The following is a 20,684-nucleotide window of genomic DNA, read 5'->3' on the forward strand; positions in this document are numbered from 1 at the left end:
TTCCGGACCGGACGGCCGGCGGCATCGTCACCGGCCGGCCGGCATGACATGCGCGGCGGTCAGCGCGGTGCGCCGTGCAGTTCCAGGGCGCGGGAGACGACCGTCTCCGCGGGCCTGCCGAGCACCTTCTCCAGGTCGGGGGTCTGCCGTTCCAGCGCACCTGCGCGCACTTGGGCGTTGATCCAGCTCATGGCGGCCGGACCGGCGTCCGGGACCTCCCGGTACGGCACCCCCAGCGCCTCCGCCACCTCCGGGTGGCTCCACAGCGGGCCGGTGAGGTCGTACGCCCGGCCCAGATGCCCCTCGCCCGTCAGCACGTTCGCGGCCGCCTCGGCCAGATCCGACCGGAACGCGGTGTTCAGGCCGCGCCCCCCGGTGCTCGCGGTCAACTCCCCGCCGGAGACCCGCGGGACGAACGCGTCGCCGTAGAAGGGGTGCCGCAGGATCGTGTACGGCAGGCCGCTGCCGAGGATGGCCTGTTCGGTGGCGTGGTACGCCTCGGTCAGGCCGGTGGCGGCGGTGTCGGCCCCCAGGAAGCTGGTGAAGACGACGGCGCCGACGCCGGCGTCCTTCGCGGCGGCCACGGCGGCCAGGTGCTGCCCGGTCCTGCGGGCGGTGTCGAGCTCCGGAGACGAGATCAGCAGCAGGCGGCCGATCCCGTCGAAGGCCTCACGCAGGCTCTCCGGGTCGTCGTAGTCGCCGCGCCGTACCGGGACGCCCTCCGGGGCCCGCCCGGGGTCGCGCACCACGGCGACCACCTCCGCCCGGGTGCGCAGGTGAGCGATGACGAGGCGGCCGAGCGCGCCCGAGGCGGCCGAGACTGCGATCAACGGAGGACTCCCTCTGCGTGCGATGGGCCCTCAGTGAACTCCCGGCGGGAGGCGCGTCGCCACTCGTTTTCCGGGCGGATCGTTTTCCGGGCGGAGACCCCCGTCTCGGCCCTCCGCTGACGCCTGGCGGCCGCGGGTCCGGACGGGGCGTCCGCGAGGTGTCACCAGGCGGGCAGGTCGATGGCGGTGGCGGCGCGGTGGATCGGCTCGACGACCTTGGCCATGATCCGGTCCTTGCCGGGCAGCAGGTTGACCAGACGCAGCATCAGCATCGACATGCGGACCTGGGAGCGGCTCGACAGGACCATGCGCTTGATGTTGGCGGTTCCCAGGGCCTGGTTGGCCGCGACGAAGGACCGCATCCGCGCCTCGTACGCGGGGAAGGCGGCGGTGTGGTCGCCGCTGGCCCGCTTGAGCTCACCCGCCAGCACGTACGCGCCGACCAGCGCGAGACTGGTGCCCTGGCCGGAGGCGGGTGAGGCGCAGTAGGCGGCGTCGCCGACCAGGGCGACCGGGCCGGCGTGCCAGGTGTCCATGCGCACCTGGCTCATGGAGTCGTAGTAGAAGTCGGGGGCGCCGGTCATGGCCTCCAGCAGGCGTGGCACCTCCCACCCTGATCCGCGGTAGGCCTCGGCCAGCGCACGCTCCTGCTCGGCTCGGTCGCCTGCCTTGCCGGTGGCGGCCCACAGGAACATGGCCTTCGCGCCGGCGTCCTGGCGGGTGCTGTAGAGCAGCGCCGTGCGGCCGGGGCCGACGTAGGTGAGCTCCTCGCAGTCGAGCCCGAGGTGGTTGGGCACGCTGAAGATCGAGACGTTGTAGCCCATGTCGTGGACGAAGCGCTCCTCGGGGCCGAAGGCCAGGGCGCGGGTGTTGGAGTGCAGCCCGTCGGCGCCGATGACGAGGTCGAAGTCGCGGACGAGCCCGCCGGCGAAGGTGACCCGGGTGCCGTCGATGGCGGCGATCGAGTCGCCGAAGACGTACTCGACGCCGGCGGTCGCCTCGTGGAGGAGCCGGGCGAGGTCGCCGCGGTGCAGTTCGGCGTCCTGGTGGACGCGGCCGCCGAAGCTGTCGCCGTCCATGCTGGCCACCCGGCGGCCCTCGCCGTCGACGACCGAGCCGGCGCGGACGTCGGTGCGCAGGGCGCGGATCTCCTCCAGCAGGCCCATCCTCTCGACGACGTCGAGGGCGGCGCCCCGGATGTCGACCTTGTAGCCGCCTTCGCGGATGTCGGCGGCGCGCTCGACGACGGTCGGGGTGAAGCCGTGCTCGCGGAGCCAGTAGGCCAGGGTCATGCCCGCCATGCTGGCGCCGGAGATCAGGATGTTCGTCACGCCACGAATAGTACATATGTGTTAGACACATGTGCAAGACGGCTGTGTAAGCTCGGGTCCATGGGAAATCGAGAAGACCTTCTGGAAGGCGCCAAGCACTGCCTCTACGAGAAGGGCTACTTCCGCACGACCGCGCGTGACATCGCCACGGCCGCGGGGGTCAGCCTGGCCGCGATCGGCTACCACTACGGCACGAAAGACGCGCTGCTCAACGAGGCGGTGGTGGAGGCGATGCAGGAATGGGCCGACGACCTGGGCCGGGCGCTGGCCGGGCCGGGAGACTTCGAGACGACCTGGGCCAAGGTCATCGAGTCCTTCACCCGTGCCAGGCCACTGTGGGTGATCCAGTTCGAGCTGGTCGCGCACATGGCGCGCACCCCCGAGATGCGCGAGTCCTTCGCGGAGGCGGGACGGCAGGCCAGGCTGGGGCTGGCGGAGCTGTTCGGCTCCGACTCCGAGAAGGTGGGAGCCGTGATCCAGACCCTGGTGGGCGGCCTGGCGGCGCAGTGGCTGGTGGACCCCGACGGCGCGCCGGATCCGGCGGACCTGCTGGAGGGCTTGCGCGTCCTGATGGGGCCCGCGCCGATGCCGTCCGAGGGGTGAGGCCGCGCACCGCAGGCGGTGACGGCGCGGCGGATCACGGCTCGCCGTGGTGATGCCGCCGGGCCTTCGAACATGAACTCGCCGGGCACGGCGTCAAGCGGAGGGCCGCCTCACGGCCGGGCGGCTATGGCCGTCATCTCCGTCGCCACGCGCACCGGCCACCGCTCTGGAGGCCCGGCCCGAACTCCCCTACGATCGACGCCGGCCCCCGGCAACCGCCCGCAGAGGAGTCGCGCCCATGGCCAACCGCTTCGGCGACGGTCCTCGTGTCCTGAGGCTCTCCAACGGCGCGACCGACGCGTTCCTGTCCGTGCTGCAGTTCGCCCTGTCCGACCTGGCCGCCGACCGATGGGAACGGGCGCTGGCGCAGTGGATCGCCTGGCACGACCAGAACCTCGCCGGCCGCGGCTGCGTCGGCTTCGACCTGAAGGAGATCGCCTGGGACCCGGCGGAATTCCCCCGGCAGAAGGCGTTCCTCCTGCGCGCCATCGACCTGGCCGGCACCCGCCACCGCTGGGACGAGCTGTGCTACGACCCGGCCCTCGCGGAGCCGCACCTGCGCGCGTACCGGGACATCGTCGAGCGGTTCGAACTGCCCGCGCGGTACGGCCCGTCCGGGACGTGGAGCTGGCCGGGCGCGGACGACGAGGAGACGTTCTGCCCCGCTCACGGCGTCCACTGCTCCGAGCTCGGCTGGTGCCGGGTCTGCGACGACCGCACGCCGGGCCCGAGGACATGAACCCGCCGCCCGGCGGCGCCTCCAGGCTTTGGATCGGGCTCTAGGCGAGCCGCCAGGCGAGGAGGCCGTCGGGCGCGCCGGCCCGCGTGAAGCCCGCCCCGGTCAGCTCCTTCTCGATCACCTCCCACGCGGGGCGGTAGGCGTGGCCGACGATCTCCTCCTCGTCGATCACCCGGTCGCCCTCGGTGATCCGGTAGAGGTAGCGGGCCCGGCACGCCTCCTCCCCGTCCGATTCGAGGATCTCCGACAGGACCGTGTAGGTGTGCCGGCCCACGCGGCGCGAGTCCAGTTCCCGCATCGGGCCCACCGCCGGCGGGCCGCCGTCACGCCAGGTGAGGACCAGCAGGCCGCCGGGCTCCAGGTGGGCGGCCAGCACCGGCCAGAGCCGCGCCCGGTAGTCCGGCTCCAGGGCGTACATCACATTGATCATCACCATGGCCTCGACCGGTTCGGCCAGGTCCAGGCTCAGCGCGTCGCAGGGCAGCACGGTCACCCGCTCCAGCAGCTCCGGGCGGGCGGTCAGCCGGGACAGCAGCACCCCGCGCATGCCGGCCGAGGGCTCCAGCGCGAAGATCTCGGCCGGGGTCCAGTCGGCCAGCGACGTGGTGATGAGGCCGGTCCCCGCGCCGATCTCCAGAACGCTCCGCCGCACCCCGGCCAGGAGCGGGGGCAGCGTCCTGCGGATCTCCGGCACGTGCGCGTTCTCGTGGATGAGGTCGTAGAAGGGAAGGGCGATGAAGTCGGTCATGGCGGGCAACGCTACCCACGGACAGACCGCCGAGCGGGATGAATCCCCAGCCTCGGCGGAAGATCCTCACCGGTTGTCCGGGGCGGGGCGGGTCCGTGAGCGGAAGGTGCGGCGGTAGGTGTCCGGGGGCACGCCGACCGTGCGGTTGAAGTGCCGGCGCAGCGTCGTGGCGGTGCCCATGCCGGTGGCCGCCGCGATGGCGTCGACGCCGTCACCGGTGGTCTCCAGCAGTTCCTGGGCGTGACGGATCCGCTGGGTCAGCAGCCACTGCAGCGGGGTGGTGCCGGTCACCGACCTGAAGTGGCGGTTCAGGTTCCGTGAGCTCATCCGCGCCCGGCGGGCCAGGTCCTCCACGGTCAGCGGCCGGTCCAGCCGTTCGATCACCCAGGGGAACAGTTCGGCGAGCGGGTGGTCGTCGGGGGCGGGCACCGGGGCGGTGACGAACTGGGCCTGACCGCCGCCCCGGTGCGGTGGCACGACCAGGCGGCGGGCGACCGTGTTGGCGACCGAGGAGCCATGGTCGAGACGGACGAGGTGCAGGCACAGGTCCATGGCCGCGGCCTTGCCGGCCGAGGTGAGCACGCTGCCGTCGTCCACGTACAGGACGTCCGGGTCCACCTCCACCCGGGGGTGGCGGGCGGCCAGGTCCCCGGTGTGCGCCCAGTGCGTGGTCGCGCGCCTGCCGTCCAGCAGGCCGGCGGCGGCCAGCACGAACGCGCCCGTGCAGAGGGAGGCCACGCGCGCGCCCGCCTCGTGGGCCTCGCGCACCGCGTCGACCAGGTCGGCGGGCGGATCGACGTCGACGTCGGCCCAGCCCGGGACGATCACGGTGCCGGCGTGCCGGAGCCGGTCGAGGCCGTGGTCGGGCTCCAGCAGGAACCGGCCGAGCCGTACGGTGCCCGGCCCGCAGACGGTGACGTCGTACCAGGGGACCGTCACGCCGGCCGGGGCGGTGGCGAAGACCTCGTACGCCAGGGACAGCTCGAAGTGCAGCATGCCGTCGGTGGCGGCCAGCGCGACAGTGTTCATGTCCGGAATGGTACGGGCAATGGCATTCCGGACACTCACGGTGGGACGCCCGCCGTCACCAGGATGTTCACCACGGATCGCGGCAGGGCGTTCGAGTGCGAGGAGAGAAGCCATGGCATCGGGGATGTCAGAGGCGTCGGGGGCGTCGGAACTCAAGGTGGCGGTGTTCGGCGCGTACGGGCACACCGGGCGCTTCGTGGTGGCGCGGCTGCGGGAACGCGGGTTCGTCCCGGTCCTGTCCGGCCGTGACAGCGGAAAGCTGGAGGCGATGGCGTCCGGAACCCGGCTGGAGTACCACGACGACGAGCCGCCGGTCCTGGAGTGGCCCTTCCCCGGCCCGATGGGCCCCCGGACCGTCATCGGGGAGTTCACGATGGCCGACGTCGTGACCATCCCCAGCCACCTGCCCATCCCCGAGGTGCGCACCTACATGACGGCCGAGGCCGCCAGGGACCTGTCGGACCCGGACACTCCGGCGCCGGCCCCGGCCGACGAGCACGGGCGGTCCGCGCAGACCTCCCTCGTCGACGTCGTCGTGCGCTCCGGCGGCGCCGAACGGCGCGCCGTGGCGAGCGGCCGGGACATCTACGCCGTCACCGCGCCGCTCGCGGTGGAGGCGGTCGAGCGTGTCCTCACCGGGCGGGCCGGGACGGCCGGCGTCGCCTCCGCCGGCGAGATCTTCGACGCCGCCGGCTTCCTCCGCGCGCTGGCCCCGCACATCTCCTTCGAGCCGCTTCCGTAGCGGGTCCTCCGGAACCGCGCGGCCGGCGAGCTCCCCCTCGCCGGCCGCCGCGGGCGCGTCAGAATCCCTGCGCGAGCCGGTAGTACGCCTGGTTCCAGCGCAGTTCCTTGGCGAACCGCCGGGAGGTGGTCTCGGCGTCGATGACGAGCAGCTCGACGCCGAGCATGTCGGAGAGGTCGGTGAGCTCCTCGGCCCCGACCGCCGCGGACAGCACGGTGTGGTGCGGCGCGCCGGCCGTCAGCCACGACTCGGTGGAGGTCCGCAGGTCGGGCCGCGGCCGCCAGACGGCGCGGGCGACCGGCAGGCTCGGCAGCGGCTCCGGCGGGGCGACGACGTCGATCTCGTTGGCCACCAGGCGGAACCGGTCGCCCATGTCGGCCAGGCCGATCACCACGGCCGGTCCGGGCCGGGCGTCGAACACCAGCCGCACCGGGTCCTCCCGGCCGCCGATGCCCAGCGGGTGGATCTCGCACGAGGGCGTGTCCTCGGCGATGGTGGGGCAGACCTCCAGCATGTGCGCGCCGAGGATCAGCTCCTCCCCCGGGGTGAGGTGGTAGGTGTAGTCCTCCATGAACGAGGTGCCGCCCGGCAGCCCGGCCGACATCACCTTCAGCGTGCGCAGCAGCACCGAGGTCTTCCAGTCGCCCTCGCCGCCGAAGCCGTAGCCGTCGGCCATGAGGCGCTGTACGGCGAGCCCCGGAAGCTGCCGCAGCCCGCCGAGGTCCTCGAAGTTCGTGGTGAACGCCCGGAAGCCGCCGGCCTCCAGGAAGGCGCGCAGGCCCAGCTCGATGCGGGCCGCGTAACGCAGGGAGTCGTGCCGCCCGCCGTCCGCGCGCAGCTCGGGGGCCACCCGGTAGACGTCCTCGTACTCCTTGACCAGCGCGCCCACCTCGGCGTCCGACGCGGAGTCCACGGCCTCGACCAGGTCGTTGACGCCGTAGGTGTTGACCGACACGCCGAACCTGAGCTGGGCCTCGACCTTGTCGCCCTCGGTCACCGCCACGTCGCGCATGTTGTCGCCGAACCGGGCGAGCCGGAGGGAGGTCAACTCGGCCCGCCCGGCGGCGGCGCGCGCCCACGCCGCGACGCGCGCCGCCACGGCGGGGTCGCTGACGTGCCCGGCGACGGTCTTGCGCGGCACCCCGAGCCTGGTCTGGATGTGGCCGAACTCGCGGTCGCCGTGCGCGGCCTGGTTGAGGTTCATGAAGTCCATGTCGATGGAGCTCCACGGCAGCTCGACGTTGGCCTGCGTGTGCAGGTGCAGCAGCGGCTTGCGCAGCGCGTCGAGCCCGGCGATCCACATCTTGGCCGGGGAGAACGTGTGCATCCACGCGATCAGGCCGGCGCAGTCGTCGTCGGCGTTCGCCTCCAGGCACACCCGGCGGATGGCCGCCGCGTCGGTGAGCACCGGCCGCCACTCCACCTCGAACGGCAGCGACTCACCCAGCTTCCCGGCGATCTCGCGGGACTGCCCGGCCACCTGGCGCAGCGTGTCCTCGCCGTACAGGCCCTGGCTGCCGGTCAGGAACCATAGCTTCACCGGTGACTCCTCTGTCCGTAGACGTTCTGGTAGCGGTCGTACAGGCTGTCGACGTCGCCCGGGGCGATCGGCACGGGGGTGCCGAGCTGGCGGGAGACGTGCACGGTGCGGGCGACGTCCTCGCACATCACGGCCGCCTTGACGGCCGCCTTCGGTGACTCGCCGATCGTGAAGACCCCGTGGTTGCGCATGAGGACCGCGCGGGAGCGGTGCCCGGTCAGGGTCTCCACGATGCCCTTGCCGATGTCGTCGCCGCCGATCAGCGCGAACGGCCCGACCGGGATCTCGCCGCCGAACTCGTCGGCCATCGCGGTCAGCACGCAGGGGATCGGCTCGTCCCGGGCCGCCCAGGCGGAGGCGTACGTGGAGTGGGTGTGCACCACCCCGTTCACCTCCGGCATGTGCCGGTAGACGTAGGCGTGCGCGGCCGTGTCGCTGGACGGCGCGAGCGTCCCCTCGACGAGTTCGCCGGAGAGGTCGCACACGACGATCGACTCCGGGGTCAGGTCGTCGTACGAGACGCCGCTGGGCTTGATGACGAAAAGGTCCGCCCCGGGCACCCGCCCGGAGATGTTCCCCGCGGTCCACGCCACGAGGCCGTAGCGGACCAGCTCGGTATGGAGGCGGCAGACGGTCTCCCGCAGCTCCTCGATCACACGCCTGTCCCCGCTCATGAGCCCGCCCCGATCACACGCTTCTCCTCGTTCCGGTCGCGGTTCACCCGCACGCCTCGTTCCGGTCGCGCCCTGAGCGCCCGTCCCGTTCCCGGTGGCCGCTCACGCGCTCGTCCTGTCCCTGGTCGCCGCTCACGCGCCCGTCCCGTCTCCGGTCGCCGCTCACGCGCTCGCCTCGTTCCTGATCGCGCGGAGCCGGTGCAGCATGCCGCCGTCCGCGAAGTGGTCGTGCAGCCGGCGGTACTCGGCGTACAGCCGGTCGTAGGCGTCGGCCCGCTTCTCGTCGGGCAGGTAGGCGCCGGTGACGCGCTTGCCCATCGCCGCCGCGGCCGCCGTGATGTCGGGGTGGGCGCCCGCGGCGACGGCCGCGTGGATCGCCGAGCCGAGGGCCGGCCCCTGGCCGGAGCCGATCACCGACAGCGGCCGGCGCAGCACGTCGGCGTAGACCTGCATGAGGAAGGGGTTCCTCAGCAGGCCGCCGGCGACCACGAACTCCTCCACCGGCACGCCGGAGGACTCGAACGTCTCCACGATCAGGCGGGCGCCGTACGCGGTGGCCTCGATGAGCGCGCGGTAGACGTCCTCCGGCCGGGTGGCGAGCGTCTGCCCGGCGATCACGCCGGACAGGGTGTGGTCGACCAGGATGGAGCGGTTGCCGCCGTGCCAGTCGAGCGCGACCAGCCCGTGCTGCCCGACCTTCTGCTCCGCGGCCAGCTCCGTCAGGTACTCGTGGAGGCCGAGACCCCGCTCCGCCGCCCGCCCGGCGTACGGCGCGGGCACGCAGTTGTCCACGTACCAGGCGAGGATGTCGCCGACGGCCGACTGACCGGCCTCGTAGCCCCACAGGCCGGGCACGATGCCGTCGCGCACCACCCCGCACATCCCGGGCACCTCGGCCAGGCGGTCGGAGCACATGACGTGGCAGGTGGAGGTGCCCATGATGGCGACCATCTGGCCGGGCCGCACCGCGTCGGCGGCGGCCGCGGTGACGTGCGCGTCGACGTTGCCGACGGCCACCGCGACGCCCTCGGGCAGGCCCGTCCACCCGGCGGCCCGCGCGGTCAGCCGACCGGCGAGGCCGCCGAGCGGCGCGAGCTCCCGGCCGAGCTTGCCGGTGAAACCGGCGAAGGCGGGGTTGAGCGCGGCCAGGAAGCCGCCGGAAGGGTAGCCGCCGTCCTGGAAGATCCCCTTGTAGCCGGCGGTGCAGACGTTGCGGGTCTCCACGCCGGTGAGCTGCCAGATGATCCAGTCGGCGGCCTCGATCCAGCGTTCGGCCAGCGCGTAGGTCTCCGGGTCCTCCTCCAGGACCTGGAGGCCCTTGGCGAACTCCCACTCGGAGGAGATCCGGCCGCCGTACCGGGGCAGCCAGGGCTCGCCGCGCTCGGCGGCCAGCGCGTTGATCCGGTCGGCGTGCGGCTGCGCCGCGTGGTGCTTCCACAGCTTGGGCCAGGCGTGCGGCCGGTCGGGCCGCGACTCGCACAGCGGGACGCCGTCCGCGGTGGCGGGCAGCACCGTGCAGGCCGTGAAGTCGGTGCCGACGCCGATCACCTGCTCCGGCGGGACCCCCGACGCCGCCAGGGCCTCCGGTACGGCGTGCCGCAGCACGTCGATCCAGTCCTGGGGCGACTGCAGCGCCCAGTCGGGGCCGAGCCGGACGCCCGACCCGGGGAGGGCGTCCTCGATCACCCCGTGGGCGTACTCGTGGACCGCGCCGCCCAGCTCCGCGCCGTCGCTCACCCGCACCACCACGGCCCTGCCCGACAGGGTCCCGAAGTCGACGCCGACGACGTAGCGCTCGCCGTTACCGCTCACATGCTCTCCAAAACTCGTCACGCGATCTTTCGGACCGACGGTGGGGACTTCCCGGCGGCTACCGCCTGCGAGCCGTGATCAGGCGTTGCATCAGGATGAAGACGAACAGAAGCAGGCCGATGAGGATCCGCGTCCACCAGGAGTTCAGCGTGCCCTCGAAGCTGATGATCGTCTGGATCAGGCCGAGCACGAGCACGCCCAGCACGGTGCCGAACAGGTAGCCGGAGCCGCCGGTCAGCAGGGTGCCGCCGATCACGACGGCGCCGATCGCGTCGAGCTCCATCCCGACCGCGTGCAGGCCGTACCCGGACAGCATGTAGAACGACAGCACCAGGCCGCCGAGGGCGGAGCAGAAGCCGCTGACCGTGTAGACGGCGATCTTCGTCCGCGCCACCGGGAGGCCCATGAGCAGCGCCGACTGCTCGTTCCCGCCGGTGGCGTACACGTTCCTGCCGAGCCGGGTGTAGTGGAGCGTGTACCCCGCCACGACGACCACGGCGGCGGCGACCAGCACGCCGGGCGAGATCCACATGTCCGCGCCGAGGTCGATCCGCGTCTGCGCGAACGCGGTGAACACCGGGTCCTCGATGGGGATCGACCGGGTGTCGATCGTGTAGCACAGGCCGCGGGCCAGGAACATCCCGGCCAGCGTCACGATGAACGGCTGGATCTCGAAGTAGTGGATGATCGCGCCCATGCCGAGGCCGAGGACCGCCCCGATGAGCAGCACGATCAGCATCACCGGCCAGGGGGACCAGCCCTGTTTCAGCAGCGTCGCGGCGACCATGGTGGACAGCGCCACCACCGAGCCGACCGACAGGTCGATGCCGCCCGCGAGGATCACGAAGGTCATCCCGACGGCCACGACCAGCAGGAACGCGTTGTCGATGAAGACGTTGAGGATGATCTGCCCGGTGGCGAACCCCTCGTACCGGATGCCCCCCGCGGCGAACATGGCGAGGAACAGCGCGGCCGTGACCAGGACCGGGACGTACCTGCGCGGCACCCGGACCCGGAGCCGGCGGCCCGGGACTGTCGCGACGGTCATGCCGAGACCCTCACCTTCTCTTCCGCCACCGGGGACGCACCGGCGGGGCGGCGGCGCCGGTGGAAGACCTTCGCGCGGAAGGCCGGGGACTGGATCAGGCAGACGACGGTCACCACGAGCGCCTTGAACAGCAGCGTCGTCTCCGGCGGCACGCCGATCGAGTAGATGGTGGTGGTCAGCGTCTGGATGATGAGCGCGCCCAGTACGGTGCCGCCGATGGAGAACCGGCCGCCCGACAGCGGGGTGCCACCGATCACGACCGCCAGGATCGCGTCCAGCTCGATCCACAGGCCGGCGTTGTTGCCGTCGGCGCTGGAGACGTTCGAGCTGATCATGAGCCCGGCGATCCCCGCGCACAGCGCGCAGAACGTGTAGACGGTCAGGAGCACCCCGCGCGCGCTGATGCCGGCCAGCCGGCTCGCCTCGGCGTTGCCGCCGACCGACTCGATGAGCAGGCCGAGGGCGAGCCGCCGGGTGAGGAACGCGGTCAGCGCCAGCACCGCGAGCACGATGATGATCCCGAACGGCAGCGTGAGCCAGTAACCCCCGCCGATCAGCTTGTACGGCGCGCTGTTGATCGTGATGATCTGACCGTCGGTGATGAGCTGGGCGAGGCCGCGCCCGGCGACCATGAGGATCAGCGTCGCGATGATGGGCTGGACGCCCACGGTCGCGACGAGCAGGCCGTTCCAGGCGCCGAGCACCACCGAGAGCGCGAGGGCGAGGCCGACCGCCCCCAGTACGCCGCCCACCGAGTTCTGGTCTCCGAGGCCGCTGATCTGCAGGCACGCGAGGGCCCCGGAGATCGCCACGACCGAGCCCACCGACAGGTCGATGCCGCGGGTCGCGATGACCAGCGTCATGCCCAGCGCCACGAGGATCAGCGGCGCGCCGAACCTGACGATGTCGATCAGGCTGCCGTAGAGGTGGCCGTCCTTGAGCTCGATTTTGAAGAAGCCGTCGGTGAACATCAGGTTGACCAGCAGCAGCGCCGCCAGGATCACGACGGGCCACAACAGGCGGTGTCCGAGCAGGCGGCGTCCGGGCGAGGCGGACGCGGGCGCGGAAGCGGAGGAGGGTGCGGGTGCGGTCATGACGCGGCTCCGCTCGCGATCGTCTCCATCAGGGCGCCGGTGGTCAGCCGCTCGTCGTTGTCGATCTCGGCGATGAGGCGGCGGTCGCGCAGCACGCCGACCCGGTGGCTGAGCCGCAGGACCTCCTCCAGCTCGGCGGAGATGAACAGCACGGCCATCCCGCCGCCGGACAGCTCGGCCACCAGGCGCTGGATCTCCGTCTTCGCGCCGATGTCGATGCCGCGGGTGGGCTCGTCGAGGATGAGCAGCCGGGGTTCCAGGATGAGCCAGCGGGCCAGCAGCACCTTCTGCTGGTTGCCGCCGCTGAGGTTCCTGACGAGCTGCTCGGGGTCGGCCGGGCGGATGTTCAGTGCGGAGACGTACTTGGCGACCAGCTCGTCCTGTCTGCGCCGGGGGATCGGCCGGGTCCACCCGCGGGACGCCTGCAGCGCGAGGACGATGTTCTCCCGCACGGTGAGGTCGGGCACGAGCCCCTCCTCGCGCCGGTTCTCGGAGCAGAAGGCGAGCCGGTGGCGGATCGCCGCCCGGGGCGTGCGCAGCCCGACCGGCTCTCCCGCGATCCGCAGCGAGCCGGTGCCCGCGTGGTCGGCGCCGAACAGCAGCCGGGCGATCTCGGTACGGCCGGAGCCGAGCAGCCCGGCCAGACCGACCACCTCGCCTTCCCGGATGGTCAGCGTGAACGGTTCGATCGCCCTGGACCGGCCGAGCCCGTCCGTCTCCACGAGCGGCGCGCCCTCCCTGGCCGGCGGCCTGTCCTCCAGCCGCTCCAGGTCGGCGAGCTCGCGGCCGATCATCTTGCCGACCAGGTCCACCTGGCTCAGCTCGCTCGTGAGGTACTCCCCCACGAGCCGGCCGTTGCGCAGGACCGTCATGCGGTCGGCGATCTCGTAGATCTGGTCGAGGAAGTGCGAGACGAACAGGATCGCGATGCCCTGCTCCTTCAGCCGCCGCATCACCCGGAACAGCTGCGCGACCTCGCCGGAGTCGAGGCTGGAGGTCGGCTCGTCGAGGATGAGGACCCGGGCGTCGACGTCCAGGGCCCTGGCGATGGACACCATCTGCTGTACGGCCGGCGAGTACGCCGACAGAGGGGCCGACACGTCGATGTGGAGGTCGAGACGGCCCAGCAGTTCAGCGGCCCGGCGGCGGGCCTCCTTCCACCGGATTCGGCCGAGGCGGCGGGGCTCCCGGCCGATGACGACGTTCTCGGTGACGGAGAGGTTCGGGCAGAGGTTGACCTCCTGGTAGACCGTGCTGATGCCGGCCTCCCGGGCGGCCTGCGGTCCGGAGAAGACCACCGGACGGCCCGCCAGCTCGATCTCGCCGGCGTCGATGTCGTACACGCCGGTCAGCACCTTGATCAGCGTGGACTTGCCGGCGCCGTTCTCTCCCATGAGCGCGTGGACCTCGCCGGGCAGCAGCCGGAAGTCCACGCCGTCCAGCGCCTTCACGCCGGGGAACTGTTTGCCGATCCCTTTCATCCGCAGGATCGGCGCGGGTGGGGCCATGTGGCGTCTCTCTCCTCGTCGGCTGTGCTCACCGGCTGTGCTCACCGGCCGGCGGGCCGCCCCCGTCCCGCGGGGGCGACCCGGTCCGGGATCAGTACTTACGGCCCGGCAGAGCCTCCTTCGCCTGCTCCTGGGTGAAGGTGGTCTCCTCCGTCACGACGCGGGCGGGAACCTGCTCGCCCTTCACGACCTTCTTGGCCAGATCCATGAGCTGGGGGCCGAGCAGCGGGCTGCACTCGACGATGAAGCTGATCTTGCCGTCGGCCAGCGCCTGCATGCCGTCGTGGACCGCGTCCACCGAAATGATCTTGATGTCCTTGCCGGGCGCCTTGCCGGCGCCCTCGATGGCCTCGATCGCGCCGAGCGCCATGTCGTCGTTGTGCGCGTACAGGACGTCGATCTTCGGGTTGGCCTTGAGGAACGCCTCCATGACCTCCTTGCCCTTGGCCCGGGTGAAGTCGCCGGTCTGCGAGGCGATGACCTTGAACTTGGGGTCGGCGGAGATGACCTGCTCGAAGCCCGCCTTGCGGTCGTTGGCCGGGGCGGAGCCCGTCGTGCCCTCGAGCTGGACGATGTTCACCTGGTCGGTGCCGTCCTTGTACTGGTCGACCAGCCACTGGCCGGCCTTCTTGCCCTCCTCGGTGAAGTCGGAGCCGAGGAAGGTCTTGTAGAGGCTCGTGTCCTTCGAATCCACGGCCCGGTCGGTCAGGATGACCGGGATCTTGGCATTCTTCGCCTCGTTCAGCACGGTGTCCCAGCCCGATTCGACGACCGGTGAGAAGGCGATGACGTCGACCTTCTGCTGGATGTAGGAGCGGATCGCCTTGATCTGGTTCTCCTGCTTCTGCTGAGCGTCGGAGAACTTCAGGTCGACGCCCGCCGACTGGGCGGACTCCTGGACCGACTTGGTGTTGGCGGTTCGCCAGCCGCTTTCCGCGCCGACCTGGGCGAAGCCCATGACGATCTTTCCGTCGGACGAGCCGCCCGAACCGCCGGAGCCGCCGGAGCCGCCCGAACCACTGCAACCGGCCATGGCCAGTGTCGTGACGCCGACCAGGACCAGCGCCGAGATCCTCTTGAACACGGGGGTTCCTTTCTGGGTGTCAGTGCCGGGACGACGGAGCTCCCCCCTTCGCCCGGCTTCGATGCCCGGCGCTCGGCCCCGCCGAATGCTCGTCGCGTTCGGCCTGAGAAAACTGTGAGCGTTAACATTAGTTGTCGTCAAGGTGGGCTCCGGTTACGTTCTGATCACACCGAAATAATCCGTTAACACCCGTTGACGTCTCCGCCGAAGCACTCTTAAATGGGATTCGGGCTCTGGATGTTAGCGCTCACTACCGGGCGGTCAGGTACGTCGCCGACATCCGGACGGCAGCGACGTCGCAGGTGAGAGAGATCGGACGGCTGGGATCGCCGTACCCGGGCACATGAGACGGAGCGGTTTTCCGCAGTGCCCGCCGTCGGACTCCGTACTGCCCGAATTCCACCGGGCCGGCCGCCGTGAATTCCGTCCGCCGTAATTCACCGACCGGCCACGACGACCGGTCCGGCCGGTCCGGCACCCGGACGCGACGGCGGGTTCGACGCTCCCATGTCAGGCACGCCGACGGGTTCGGCACCCCCTCACCGGCCGCGCGTCGACCGCGGACCGGCTCGGCCGGTCCGGTGCCGGTCGGCGGCGACGGGCGCTCCGCCGCCGGCCGGCATCGGGTCGGCGACGGCTACCGGCGCGGGAGCACCGAGCGGACGGCCTCCTCGCTGCGGCCGACGACGGCCGATCCGTCGTCGGTGGTGATGATGGGACGCTGGATCAGGACGGGATGGGCGGCCAGCGCCCGGATCCAGCGGTCGCGGTCCGCGGGGGTACGGGGCCAGTCGGCCAGGCCGATCTCGGCGGCCACCGGCTCGCCCAGCCGGGCGATGTCCCAGGGGTCGAGGCCGAGCCGGGTCAGCACCTCGCGGAGCTCCAGCTCATTGGGCGGGTCCTCCAGATACCGGCGGACGGTGTAACCGGCCCGCTCGGAATCCAGGACGGACAGCGCGGAACGGCACTTGGAGCAGTCGGGGTTGATCCAGATCTCCATATGGTCATCCTTCGGCGCCTGGGCGGCGGGTACGCGGCGGGAACTCGGGGAGCGGGTCTTCCCAGCAGCGTAGAGGCGAGCGGCGGAAAGATGTCCATCCGGACGCGGTCACGTCGTTCCGGTCGCCTCGCCCGCCCCGGCGTGCGCCTGCGCGTGCCCCGCGCCGGGACGTCCCGGCCGCGGGGCCCACCCCCGGCGCGGCACCGGCGGCACCGCCGGGGTCACCGGCCCCGGTGACACCCCCTGCCCCGGTGACACGGCCCTGACCGGGGCGAGGGCCCGCCCGCCGGCGGGCACGTCTCCGAGAACGAGCGCCCGTGCCCCGATGACGGCGTCGTCTCCCACGTGCACCGGGCCGAGGACGGTCGCGCCGACGCCCAGCACCACGCGGGCGCCGATCACCGGGTGCCGCCGCTCCCCGGCGGCCCGCCGGTTGTCGCGCCACCACCCGACCGCGCCCAGCGTCACCTGGTGGTAGATGGTCACGTCGTCGCCCACGACGGCGGTCTCCCCGATCACCACCGCCGCTCCGTGGTCGACGAACACCCTGCGCCCGAGCACCGCACCGGGGTGGATCTCCACCCCGGTGAACCCGCGCGCGAGGAGCATCAGCAGCCGGGCGGGCAGCCGCCGGCCGCGCCGGTGAAGCCGGTGGGCGACCCGGTGCAGCCACATCGCCGGCAGCACCGGGTGCAGCAGCGCCTCCCACCGACTGCGGACGGACGGGTCCCGCTCGACGATCGTCCGCAGGTCCTCCCCCAGGGTGCGCAGCAACTCCCGGGGGCGGTCTCCGCGCGGCGTCGGCTCGGCGGGGCTCCCGTGTGCCGGGTGGGGCTGGTACATCACCTCATCGTCGGGGGCGCCGGATCCGGCCCGCTTCTTCGCGCGTGCCCGCATGCCGCCATCCGTTCTCACGGTGTGCGGATCATGTGACGGCGCGGTCCCCGGCCGCCGGCGGCGCGACGATCGCGCCCGGCAGGGCCGGGAGTTACCGTTGATCGCAGGGAAGGCACACGGCTCCCCGATCCCCGGAAGGGATGTGGAATGAACGCGTTCACATGGGTCCTCGTCGTCCTGTTCGGCGGGGCGGGAGTGATCTGGGCCGCCGACGTACTCAGGCTCAGAGGACGCCCCGAGCAGCGGCGGATCTCCGTGCCGCCCAGCCTGCTGACAGGCGCCCGGCTCCACCGGGCGTACGGCGGCGTCGACACGAGGCCGCTCATCCAGGAGATGCGGCGGGCCGACAGACGTCATCCCTGAGCCGACGCCCGCCGGGTGCCGCCGGGGAACACCACGGTGAGAGCCCGGTGGTCGCCTCGGGAACGGCACGACGGCCGCCCGGAGGCCGTTTCCCGTCAGCCGCCTATCGGACCCCGTCATCGGCGGGGGCGGCCATCCCGGCGGGCATGAGCAGGAACACCTTGGGAGAGAGCCGGTCCATGTCCCCTCTCCTGCCGAACACCAGGCCGGCGGCGAAGTCGACGAACTGTTTGGCCTCGTCGTCCGGCAGCTCGGTGAGGTCCATCACCACCGGTGTGCCCGTGCGGAAGAAGTGCCCCACATGGAGCGCCTCGTTGTAGTTCTGCGGGCGGAGCGTTTTGATCACCGCTCCAGTCTGCCCTGTTCACGGCCCCGGTCAAGGCGCGCCGGGATGCGTCCGGACGCGGCACGCCGGATGCGGCCACCGAACGCGGCGCGCCCGAAGCGGTGGCCGGGGCCGGCACGCCGGAAGCGGTGGCCGAACGTGACGCGCGATGTCCGGTCACCGCCCGCGCCCCGGCGTCCTGGGTCGAAGGCCCCCGAGGATCCTAAAAATAGGTAGATCGGTCTACTTGAAATTAATGAACCGATCGGTCTAGCGTCTACGGCATGGCGCGAGCCGGGCCGAGGACGTCGCACGCGCCAGACGGAGCACTCCTCGCCGGCGCAGGGCTCCTCCAAAGCCCTGCCACACACCCACACCGATGCGACGTCACACCCTGCACTCGGACACGGGGCACAACGCGGCATGATCTCCGCCGCCCCGTACGGAAGGACACCGATGAAGATCCACCACCTCAACTGCAGTTCCATGCGCGAGGTCGAGGCCACCTACGACGGCCCGCGGCCCGCGGCAGCCGTCTGCCACTGCCTGCTGATCGAGACCGACGCCCACGGCCTGGTCCTCGTCGAAACCGGCCTCGGGCTCGGCGACATCCGGGACCCCGCGACCTCACTGGAGGCGGAGTGGGCGGAGCTGGTGGGGCCGGCGCTCGACCCGGCGGAGACCGCCCTGCGCCGCATCGAACGCCTGGGCCACTCGCCCGCCGACGTGCGGCACATCGTGCTGACCCACCTCGACGTCGACCACAGCGGCGGCCTGCCCGACTTCCCGGACGCCCGCGTCCACGTCATGGAGGCGGAGCTGCGGGCGGCGATGGCCGAGGCCCCCAGCCGGCGCTACCGCCCGGCGCACTGGGCGCACCGGCCGCACTGGGTCATCTACGGCGCGGGCGAAGGGGAGTCCTGGTTCGGCTTCGGCGGCGCGCGGACCCTGGAAGGACTGCCCCCGGAGATCCTGCTGATCCCGCTCGGCGGGCACACCGCCGGTCACGCGGGCGTGGCCGTACGGGATCAGGACCGGTGGCTGCTGCACGCGGGCGACGCGTACTTCTACCACGGCGAGCTGCGGGCCGGGGAGCCGGAACCACACCCGCTGATGGACATCCTCCAGAACGACTCCCAGGTCGACCCCGGGCTGCGGCTGAGCAGCCGCGACCGGCTGCGCGCCCTCACCCATGACCACGGCGACGAAGTGGAGGTCTTCTCCGCCCACGACCCCTGGGAGTTCCAGCGCCACGCCACCGCCTGACGCGCTCCGAACGGACGCCGTCCGCGCAGCCGTCCGCGAGGCGGCACCGGCACCGGCACCGGAGGCGGCCTCCGAGCGGCCCCGGAGACGGGCTCAGGGGAGGGTCCGGAAGTGGTAGCCGTGTGAGTAGGTGAAACCGATCCGCTCGTAGAGGGCGAGGGCCGCCCGGTTGTCCTTCTCCACCTGCAGGTACAGCCGGTCGGCGCCCTGTTCCGCCGCCCAGCGCGCGCCGGCCCCCAGCACGGCGGCCGCCAGCCCCCGGCGTCGCAGGTCCGGCCGGGTGGCCATGCAGAAGACACCGGCCCAACCGGAGTCGGCGACGACCATCCCCATCGAGGCGGCCCGTCCCTCGTGCGAGACGCTCAGGAAGGCGGCGGGCCCGGCGACCCGCGAGATGACCTCCCTGCCGACGGTCTCACTGTCGGAGTGGCCGTCCAGGTCCGCGAAGACGGCGAGCCACCGGTCCGGCTCGCCCGCCACCTCGACCGGCACGGACCGCGCCGCGCCCGCCGATGCCGTGCCCGCCCGCGTCACGGCCTCACGCGCCGCGGCCCCCGTCGTCCCCGCCGCGCCCGCCTGCGCCGTATCGGCCGACGACGTGGCGGCGAGGACGTCCCCGGTGTCCGCGGAGAGGACGGCGACCCCGCTCTCGACGTGGTAGCCGAGGCCGGCCAGCCGGGCGTCCAGATCCCGGTGGTGCTCGGCCGGGCTGATCTGGACGCGGACCGGGGCACCCCGGTCGCGGTAGAACCTCTCCACGTGCTCGATCGAGGTCACGGGGGCGGGCGGCGGCAGCGCGGAGTTGGAGCGCCGCCGCGTCACGCCCGGACTGTGCCGGAGCAGCCACCCCTCCCGCTCCTCGGTGACCGCGGCCGGCCAGGCCAGTGCCGCACACCGCTCGATCCGCCAGGCGGACCCGGCCTGGAAGGCCCCCCGCCGCCGAGGCGTCCCCATGTCCATGACATCGTGCACTTCGTCCCCTCCCATCACCCGAAACCAGTCTCCCGCGAGGAACACCGCTCACAGGACCGAAGGACCCGCTCAGGAGTGCCAGTGCCTGGACCCACCTCAGGAACGCCGCTGCCCGGACCCGCTCGGGGGCGCCGCTGCCCGGGCCCGCCTCAGGAACGCCGCTGCCTGGACCCGCGAGGGGGCGCCGGTGTCTGGACTGAGGAACGCAGGAGCGAAGCGACGGAGAGACGAGGGAAGACGCCGGGTAAGAGCCCCCGAGCCGCGACGCGCCAGCGTCGCAATAAGCACTACCCCGAGCCGCGACACGCAGTGTCGCCATGAGCACAAGAAACGGCGTTCTGTACGTCATCGTGTGCGCTTCCGGCGGGGCCGGTGAGGTCGGCCGCCTCGTCCGGCTCGCCCAGGAAGAGGGGTGGGTCGTCCAGATCGTCGCCACCCCGTCCGCCCTGGACTTCATCGACGTCCCCGCCCTGGAACGGCAGACCGGCCGTCCGGTTCGCAGCCGTTACCGCAGGCCGGACGAGCCCAAGCCTCCGCGAGCCGACGCGATCATCGTCGCCCCGGCCACCTTCAACACGATCAACAAGTTCGCGCTGGGCATCGCCGACACCTACGCCCTCGGGCTCCTCGCCGAGGCTCCGGGCCTGGGCATCCCGGTGGTCGTACTGCCGTTCGTCAACGACGCCCTCGCTTCCCGCGCGCCCTTCCGCCGGAGCGTCGAGAGCCTGCGGGCCGAGGGCGTCTCGATCCTGTCCGGGCAGGGGTGGAAGCAGGGGCAGGACGGGTCCGGCTCCCCCGCCGTCCACGACCGGACCGGGGACCCGGAGGACCGGCCGTGGGCGCGGGCCCTCGACGCCCTCGGACGGCTGCGCCGGGAGACACCCGGCGAGGTGAGCGGCCCCTGATTCCCGGGACGGTCCCCGGGTCCCCCGGAACGGGCCTCCACCAGGTCGGCGACCGGAAACGGAGCACCTCACCGCGGCCCCGGAGCCCTGACGCGGCCGGAGCGCCCTCGCCGGATCACCGCCGGACCGGGCGGACGGGCGTACCCCTGAATCGGAACGCCACACCCCAGAATC

Annotated in this window: 21 protein-coding genes; 6 read left to right on the top strand and 15 right to left on the bottom strand. The window is 72.3% G+C overall.

Annotated features, from left to right (window positions below; genetic code table 11):
• Positions 1–59: 59 nt before the first annotated feature.
• Together ACZ6W9_RS33810 and ACZ6W9_RS33815 are read right to left on the bottom strand one after the other, a co-directional pair.
• Positions 60–830: an NAD(P)H-binding protein gene (locus ACZ6W9_RS33810; RefSeq protein WP_470121413.1), complete on the bottom strand. Its 771-nt coding sequence runs from the start codon at positions 828–830 to the stop codon at positions 60–62.
• A 161-nt stretch (positions 831–991) separates the two neighbouring features.
• Positions 992–2,161 (bottom strand): FAD-dependent monooxygenase, encoded by a 1,170-nt coding sequence (locus tag ACZ6W9_RS33815; protein ID WP_470121415.1) that lies wholly within the window; start codon positions 2,159–2,161, stop codon positions 992–994.
• 60 nt (positions 2,162–2,221) lie between these two features.
• On the opposite strand from ACZ6W9_RS33815, the gene ACZ6W9_RS33820 reads away from it, so the two are divergent.
• Both ACZ6W9_RS33820 and ACZ6W9_RS33825 read left to right on the top strand, forming a co-directional pair.
• Entirely contained in the window at positions 2,222–2,764 is a 543-nt protein-coding gene (locus ACZ6W9_RS33820; RefSeq protein ID WP_389962271.1) for a TetR/AcrR family transcriptional regulator, read from the top strand.
• Between the two features lie 238 nt (positions 2,765–3,002).
• Positions 3,003–3,503, top strand: a complete 501-nt coding sequence (locus ACZ6W9_RS33825; protein WP_389962275.1) for a hypothetical protein — start codon at positions 3,003–3,005, stop codon at positions 3,501–3,503.
• 40 nt (positions 3,504–3,543) lie between these two features.
• Here ACZ6W9_RS33825 and ACZ6W9_RS33830 read toward each other — a convergent pair whose 3' ends face one another.
• Together ACZ6W9_RS33830 and ACZ6W9_RS33835 are read right to left on the bottom strand one after the other, a co-directional pair.
• Complete coding sequence (locus tag ACZ6W9_RS33830) at positions 3,544–4,251, bottom strand: class I SAM-dependent methyltransferase (protein WP_389962278.1); 708 nt, start codon at positions 4,249–4,251, stop codon at positions 3,544–3,546.
• Between the two features lie 66 nt (positions 4,252–4,317).
• Positions 4,318–5,280, bottom strand: coding sequence for a helix-turn-helix domain-containing protein (locus tag ACZ6W9_RS33835; RefSeq protein WP_470121417.1), 963 nt, complete (start codon positions 5,278–5,280; stop codon positions 4,318–4,320).
• 112 nt (positions 5,281–5,392) lie between these two features.
• Between ACZ6W9_RS33835 and ACZ6W9_RS33840 the strand changes: the two genes are divergently transcribed.
• Complete coding sequence (locus ACZ6W9_RS33840) at positions 5,393–6,022, top strand: saccharopine dehydrogenase family protein (RefSeq protein ID WP_470121419.1); 630 nt, start codon at positions 5,393–5,395, stop codon at positions 6,020–6,022.
• A 58-nt stretch (positions 6,023–6,080) separates the two neighbouring features.
• Here the strand turns inward: ACZ6W9_RS33840 and araA are convergent, their stop codons facing one another.
• From araA to epsC, 9 genes are all read right to left on the bottom strand, one after another.
• Positions 6,081–7,562, bottom strand: coding sequence for an L-arabinose isomerase (gene araA / locus ACZ6W9_RS33845; protein ID WP_389962288.1), 1,482 nt, complete (start codon positions 7,560–7,562; stop codon positions 6,081–6,083).
• Positions 7,559–8,236, bottom strand: coding sequence for an L-ribulose-5-phosphate 4-epimerase (locus ACZ6W9_RS33850; protein WP_362936649.1), 678 nt, complete (start codon positions 8,234–8,236; stop codon positions 7,559–7,561). The genes araA and ACZ6W9_RS33850 overlap by 4 nt, the downstream gene beginning before the upstream one ends.
• A 162-nt stretch (positions 8,237–8,398) precedes the next feature.
• Positions 8,399–10,048, bottom strand: a complete 1,650-nt coding sequence (gene araB, locus ACZ6W9_RS33855; RefSeq protein ID WP_389962291.1) for a ribulokinase — start codon at positions 10,046–10,048, stop codon at positions 8,399–8,401.
• A gap of 58 nt (positions 10,049–10,106) precedes the next feature.
• Positions 10,107–11,096 (bottom strand): galactofuranose ABC transporter, permease protein YjfF, encoded by a 990-nt coding sequence (gene yjfF, locus ACZ6W9_RS33860; RefSeq protein ID WP_389962294.1) that lies wholly within the window; start codon positions 11,094–11,096, stop codon positions 10,107–10,109.
• Positions 11,093–12,190, bottom strand: coding sequence for an ABC transporter permease (locus tag ACZ6W9_RS33865; protein WP_470121421.1), 1,098 nt, complete (start codon positions 12,188–12,190; stop codon positions 11,093–11,095). Before ACZ6W9_RS33865 ends, yjfF begins: the two co-directional genes overlap by 4 nt.
• Entirely contained in the window at positions 12,187–13,698 is a 1,512-nt protein-coding gene (locus tag ACZ6W9_RS33870; protein WP_389962300.1) for a sugar ABC transporter ATP-binding protein, read from the bottom strand. Before ACZ6W9_RS33870 ends, ACZ6W9_RS33865 begins: the two co-directional genes overlap by 4 nt.
• 91 nt (positions 13,699–13,789) lie before the next feature.
• Positions 13,790–14,782: an ABC transporter substrate-binding protein gene (locus ACZ6W9_RS33875; protein WP_389962303.1), complete on the bottom strand. Its 993-nt coding sequence runs from the start codon at positions 14,780–14,782 to the stop codon at positions 13,790–13,792.
• A 637-nt stretch (positions 14,783–15,419) separates the two neighbouring features.
• On the bottom strand, positions 15,420–15,782 hold the full coding sequence (locus ACZ6W9_RS33880; protein ID WP_362936631.1) for an ArsC/Spx/MgsR family protein: 363 nt from the start codon (positions 15,780–15,782) through the stop codon (positions 15,420–15,422).
• A 108-nt stretch (positions 15,783–15,890) separates the two neighbouring features.
• A complete protein-coding gene (gene epsC / locus ACZ6W9_RS33885) occupies positions 15,891–16,679 on the bottom strand; it encodes a serine O-acetyltransferase EpsC (RefSeq protein WP_389962307.1) in 789 nt (262 codons plus the stop codon).
• Between the two features lie 147 nt (positions 16,680–16,826).
• On the opposite strand from epsC, the gene ACZ6W9_RS33890 reads away from it, so the two are divergent.
• Positions 16,827–17,042: a hypothetical protein gene (locus ACZ6W9_RS33890; RefSeq protein ID WP_389962310.1), complete on the top strand. Its 216-nt coding sequence runs from the start codon at positions 16,827–16,829 to the stop codon at positions 17,040–17,042.
• Between the two features lie 103 nt (positions 17,043–17,145).
• Here the strand turns inward: ACZ6W9_RS33890 and ACZ6W9_RS33895 are convergent, their stop codons facing one another.
• The gene (locus ACZ6W9_RS33895; RefSeq protein WP_362936622.1) at positions 17,146–17,388 is read right to left on the bottom strand and encodes a cell division protein SepF; all 243 of its coding nucleotides are present in this window, start codon (positions 17,386–17,388) and stop codon (positions 17,146–17,148) included.
• 435 nt (positions 17,389–17,823) lie between these two features.
• Here ACZ6W9_RS33895 and ACZ6W9_RS33900 point away from each other — a divergent pair, with 435 nt between their 5' ends.
• Positions 17,824–18,633 carry an MBL fold metallo-hydrolase gene (locus tag ACZ6W9_RS33900; RefSeq protein WP_470121424.1) on the top strand — a complete coding sequence of 270 codons (810 nt, stop codon included), beginning with the start codon at positions 17,824–17,826 and terminating at the stop codon, positions 18,631–18,633.
• 93 nt (positions 18,634–18,726) lie between these two features.
• Here ACZ6W9_RS33900 and ACZ6W9_RS33905 read toward each other — a convergent pair whose 3' ends face one another.
• Positions 18,727–19,605, bottom strand: a complete 879-nt coding sequence (locus tag ACZ6W9_RS33905; RefSeq protein ID WP_470121426.1) for a GNAT family N-acetyltransferase — start codon at positions 19,603–19,605, stop codon at positions 18,727–18,729.
• A 317-nt stretch (positions 19,606–19,922) separates the two neighbouring features.
• Between ACZ6W9_RS33905 and ACZ6W9_RS33910 the strand changes: the two genes are divergently transcribed.
• Entirely contained in the window at positions 19,923–20,510 is a 588-nt protein-coding gene (locus ACZ6W9_RS33910) for a flavoprotein (protein WP_389962319.1), read from the top strand.
• Positions 20,511–20,684: the final 174 nt, after the last annotated feature.

The sequence above is a fragment of the Streptosporangium sp. NPDC053982 genome (assembly GCF_055585205.1).

Bases quoted from the DNA above. Each gene is read 5' to 3' on its own strand.
- ACZ6W9_RS33820 (WP_389962271.1), top strand. From the start codon at position 2,222: ATGGGAAATCGAGAAGACCTTCTGGAAGGCGCCAAGCACTGCCTCTAC.
- ACZ6W9_RS33825 (WP_389962275.1), top strand. From the start codon at position 3,003: ATGGCCAACCGCTTCGGCGACGGTCCTCGTGTCCTGAGGCTCTCCAAC.
- ACZ6W9_RS33830 (WP_389962278.1), bottom strand. From the start codon at position 4,251: ATGACCGACTTCATCGCCCTTCCCTTCTACGACCTCATCCACGAGAAC.
- ACZ6W9_RS33835 (WP_470121417.1), bottom strand. From the start codon at position 5,280: ATGAACACTGTCGCGCTGGCCGCCACCGACGGCATGCTGCACTTCGAG.
- ACZ6W9_RS33840 (WP_470121419.1), top strand. From the start codon at position 5,393: ATGGCATCGGGGATGTCAGAGGCGTCGGGGGCGTCGGAACTCAAGGTG.
- ACZ6W9_RS33850 (WP_362936649.1), bottom strand. From the start codon at position 8,236: ATGAGCGGGGACAGGCGTGTGATCGAGGAGCTGCGGGAGACCGTCTGC.
- yjfF (WP_389962294.1), bottom strand. From the start codon at position 11,096: ATGACCGTCGCGACAGTCCCGGGCCGCCGGCTCCGGGTCCGGGTGCCG.
- ACZ6W9_RS33865 (WP_470121421.1), bottom strand. From the start codon at position 12,190: ATGACCGCACCCGCACCCTCCTCCGCTTCCGCGCCCGCGTCCGCCTCG.
- ACZ6W9_RS33870 (WP_389962300.1), bottom strand. From the start codon at position 13,698: ATGGCCCCACCCGCGCCGATCCTGCGGATGAAAGGGATCGGCAAACAG.
- ACZ6W9_RS33880 (WP_362936631.1), bottom strand. From the start codon at position 15,782: ATGGAGATCTGGATCAACCCCGACTGCTCCAAGTGCCGTTCCGCGCTG.
- epsC (WP_389962307.1), bottom strand. From the start codon at position 16,679: ATGCGGGCACGCGCGAAGAAGCGGGCCGGATCCGGCGCCCCCGACGAT.
- ACZ6W9_RS33890 (WP_389962310.1), top strand. From the start codon at position 16,827: ATGAACGCGTTCACATGGGTCCTCGTCGTCCTGTTCGGCGGGGCGGGA.
- ACZ6W9_RS33900 (WP_470121424.1), top strand. From the start codon at position 17,824: ATGAAGATCCACCACCTCAACTGCAGTTCCATGCGCGAGGTCGAGGCC.
- ACZ6W9_RS33910 (WP_389962319.1), top strand. From the start codon at position 19,923: ATGAGCACAAGAAACGGCGTTCTGTACGTCATCGTGTGCGCTTCCGGC.